Annotated in this window: 4 protein-coding genes; 3 read left to right on the top strand and 1 reads right to left on the bottom strand. The window is 26.1% G+C overall.

What is annotated here, in order from left to right; all coding sequences use genetic code 11:
• On the bottom strand, positions 1-169 hold a 169-nt coding region (locus HMPREF1552_RS08965), incomplete at its 3' end, for a DUF6290 family protein (protein ID WP_039901527.1).
• A gap of 220 nt (positions 170-389) precedes the next feature.
• On the opposite strand from HMPREF1552_RS08965, the gene HMPREF1552_RS08960 reads away from it, so the two are divergent.
• The 3 genes from HMPREF1552_RS08960 to HMPREF1552_RS08950 all read left to right on the top strand — a co-directional run bounded on the left by HMPREF1552_RS08960 (position 390) and on the right by HMPREF1552_RS08950 (position 3,294).
• Positions 390-608, top strand: a complete 219-nt coding sequence (locus tag HMPREF1552_RS08960; protein ID WP_021744845.1) for a transposase — start codon at positions 390-392, stop codon at positions 606-608.
• Between the two features lie 171 nt (positions 609-779).
• On the top strand, positions 780-1,598 hold the full coding sequence (locus HMPREF1552_RS08955) for a hypothetical protein (protein WP_021744844.1): 819 nt from the start codon (positions 780-782) through the stop codon (positions 1,596-1,598).
• A 1-nt stretch (position 1,599) separates the two neighbouring features.
• Positions 1,600-3,294, top strand: a complete 1,695-nt coding sequence (locus HMPREF1552_RS08950) for a peptide ABC transporter substrate-binding protein (RefSeq protein ID WP_039901525.1) — start codon at positions 1,600-1,602, stop codon at positions 3,292-3,294.
• Positions 3,295-3,626: the final 332 nt, after the last annotated feature.

The raw sequence follows: 3,626 nt of genomic DNA, 5'->3' as shown, positions 1-3,626 counted from the left end.
TTTCCCATCTTTTCAATATTCTTTTTTCATCTTCTTCAGTTATTTCATCGTATATTTTATCTAAGATTAAGTTACGGACAAAAGATGACATATTAAGATTATTCATACTTGAATATTCTTTTAAGAACTCCAAGTCTTCCTTTTCCATTCTCAATGATAATGTTGGCATTTTTATCCCTCCAATCGTAATATTTATATTACAATTGTACAAAGTATTATTCTATTTGTCAAGATATAAAAAATTCCTTTTTGTTGTTATAAATCATATAATATAAGAACAAAAGTCAGTAAATAATAAAAAAATTATAATTGAATTTTTAAATAATAAACTAAATTTTTCTATAAGTAAATACTTGAAAAGAACAAGACTTATATATCTACCAAAACAGATGGATAATGCCAGATTTCATAGAAAGAATATGTTAGAAAAGATAATTAAGGAAACGGGGCATTGTCTATTATTTCTTCCGCCATATTCTCTGTATTTAAATCCAATAGAAAAATTATGGGCTAATATGAAGAAAAAATTAAAAGACATAGCCCATAATTTTAATACACTAGAAGAAGCAGTTACTTCTGTTTTATTTAATAAATTAGTTCAGTTTTAACTAGGTTTTACTATACAAAATAGAAAAGACAAGTTTTCTATTTTAAGAGAAAAGGATCCTTGCTAAGTTTAAAAATCAAAAATCTCATTTTATTTTAATCTTTTACTGCTAATATTACATAAGAATAGAAAATAAATAAAAAAATATACATTTCCGGAGGTAAAAGAATATATGAAAATAAATGATTTAAATGAAAAATTTGAAGATTTTGAAAAAGAGAATATCAGCAGTCTATTTCAAGGATTGATGAAAATAACAGGTATAGTCGTTTTAGCAGTTTTTCTTGTATTATTTAAGAGAATGATATATATGCAATATTATCTTTCTTTTATAATGAAATTTAGGAGTACAGATGTAAAAGAAAAAATAACAATGCTAGCTGCAATATTTACATTATTTTCTCTTATTGCAATAATTGTATCAGCTATTATTTTTATAAAAATGATAAAAGACTATTTTAATGAAAATAGTATGGAATTATCTCATAAAATAAAGTATTATGTAATAATTTTCATAGGAGTTTTAATTATTATAAATTCGATTATTGGAACATCTGAAGTTCTTAAACAGATGAAACTCAACTTTACTTTCATTCAGAAAACAATGCTGTTTTTATTTTCCGGAATTCCTTCAGGAGTAATAGCAACATCAGCAACTGCATTTTTTTCAGTAGTCTTTTTATTTTCAGTAAAAACATATGAAAAGAAATTGTATGAACACAGAATAATAGGAATAATTTATACTGCTATTGTTTCAATAATAGGATTATTAGGAATCAATTTTATAATGGAACTTTCTAACTTGTATAAAAATTACTCTTTTAAAGTGGGGCATGAGTTTAAGCTTTTTATTCATTTCTTAAAATTTATGTTGAGGTATAAAAATTTATACATTGAGATATTTAATATGTATTTCTGTGTAAATTTATTTGTAATAATATTTTTAGGAATTTTGCTGATTTTTTCTAAAAAAAATAGAGAGGGTGAATAAAATGAAAAAAATGTATACAATTTTTATATTATTATTAGGAGTATTCAATTTATCATGTTCTGAGAGTAAGACAGGAACATATTCTGAAAATAAGACAGAAAAAAATATATTTAATACAATTGTGGACACAATTAGTGGGGCTAAATTTGAATATAATGTTGCTAAAAGTACTCCTGATACTTTTAATTTAGTACATCTGTTTCTTCCTAAATCTTACGATGCTCAGCTGCTTAATGATAAACACCCTGAAAATATCAGAAATTATGAAGCTGCCGATATTTTTGACCTTTTATTTGAAGGACTTGTCAGAATTGATGAAAATGGGAAAATAGTTCCCGGACTGGCAGAAAAATGGGAAACAGGCAAGGATAAAACCAAGTGGACTTTTCATCTGAGAAAAGGATTGAAATATTCTGACGGAACTCCTATAAAAGCTGAAGATTTTAAAACTGCATTGTTGAGAATGCTGAATCCTGAGATAATATCTCCGAATACGGATGTCCTTTTTCTTATAAAGAACGGCAGAGAATTTTATGAAGGAAAGGTAAAAGCCGAAAATGTAGGGATAAAAATATTGGATAATAATGAAACTATTGAACTGGAACTAACCAAGCCGATAGGATATTTTGATATGTTAATGACAAAAGTAGAATTTTCACCTTTAAATCAGGAATTTTTTGGGAAATTAGGAGAAAAATACGGAAAAATACCTGAAAATATTTTATATTCAGGACCTTATATCATAAAAAGTATAGGAAAAAGAAAATTATTATTGGAAAAAAATAAAAATTACTGGAACGGTAACAGTATAAAAATGAATAAAATCAATATTTATGGTGGTTTGTGGGATGGAAATGACTATAAAAGAATTGCTGAAAGCAAAGGAATAGACGCAACTGTTGTATATTCCCAGTTCTTTTCAAGAGCCAAACTGAAAAATGATATGAAAGAAACACAGAGACTATCTGCAGGTTCTTCTTATTATTATGTTTTCAATACTAAAGTAAAAGCATTAAGTAATCCTAAAGTCAGAAAGGCTATAGATGCTGTAATGGCAGGAGAAACAAGGAGAGAATACGGATTTGTTCCAGGATACATAAGTATTAATGGCAAAAATTTCTCTGCTTTAGCTGCAAAAAATGAAAAAGCTGAAAGTGGGAGTTATCATTACAAAAATATAAAAGAATTATTAGATGAGGGATTAAAAGAATTAGGAATAAGTAAAATGCCTGTTTTAAATATTGCTATTAAAGAAAATTCCATTGACGGGTTCTCAGAAAATTTAAAAAAACATCTTGGAATAGATGTCGAAGTTACAAGAATGTCTTATAAGGATTTAATTTTAAAATCAAGAAAAAAAGATTTTGATATTATTGAAAATGAAATTTTGTTAGGATTTAATGACCCGATACTTTACCTTGAAAGATTTGTATCAGACAGTCCTTATAATTACGGTTCTTATTCTAATTCTGAATATGATAAACTTATAAAAATTGCCTCTGAAACAAAAGATATTAACATCAGAACGGATGCTCTAATCAAAGCTGAAAATATATATGAGAAAGAAAATCCTGCAGCAAAAATGGACTACGGTGAAATTACTCATATTATTCTTGAAAAACCGGGAATAAAAGAACTGAAATTAGTTCCTTATGGCGGGATTTTATATTTAAGAAATGTTAATAAAGCTAAATAGAAGTTTAAAAAAGGCTCTTTGTCAAGTGTAACAAAAAGTAAAAATTTAATTTAATAAAATTAGACTGGCATACTCCAGTCTTTTTTGTTATAATAAATTTAGACATATTTTTTGAAATTTTAATGTTTTGAAAAATAGGAAGGCTTATATTAATAAATAAAGTAAAAGGTGGGGGATTTTGTGAAAAGTATAAGAGGGGTATTTTTATTATTACTATTTTTTTGTTTTCTAACTGGTTGTGGAAAATTTTTTAATGAAGGTAATTCTTCTGAATTTAATATTATAGTGAAACTTATACTGGAGTGTCCCCCAAAATTTAGACTATTTTTAAG

The sequence above is a fragment of the Leptotrichia sp. oral taxon 879 str. F0557 genome (assembly GCF_000469385.1).
GTDB classification, from domain to species: Bacteria; Fusobacteriota; Fusobacteriia; order Fusobacteriales; family Leptotrichiaceae; genus Leptotrichia; species Leptotrichia mesophila.
Note: the sequence above shows the minus strand (reverse complement) of the source record. Positions and strands in the feature narration are given on the sequence as shown.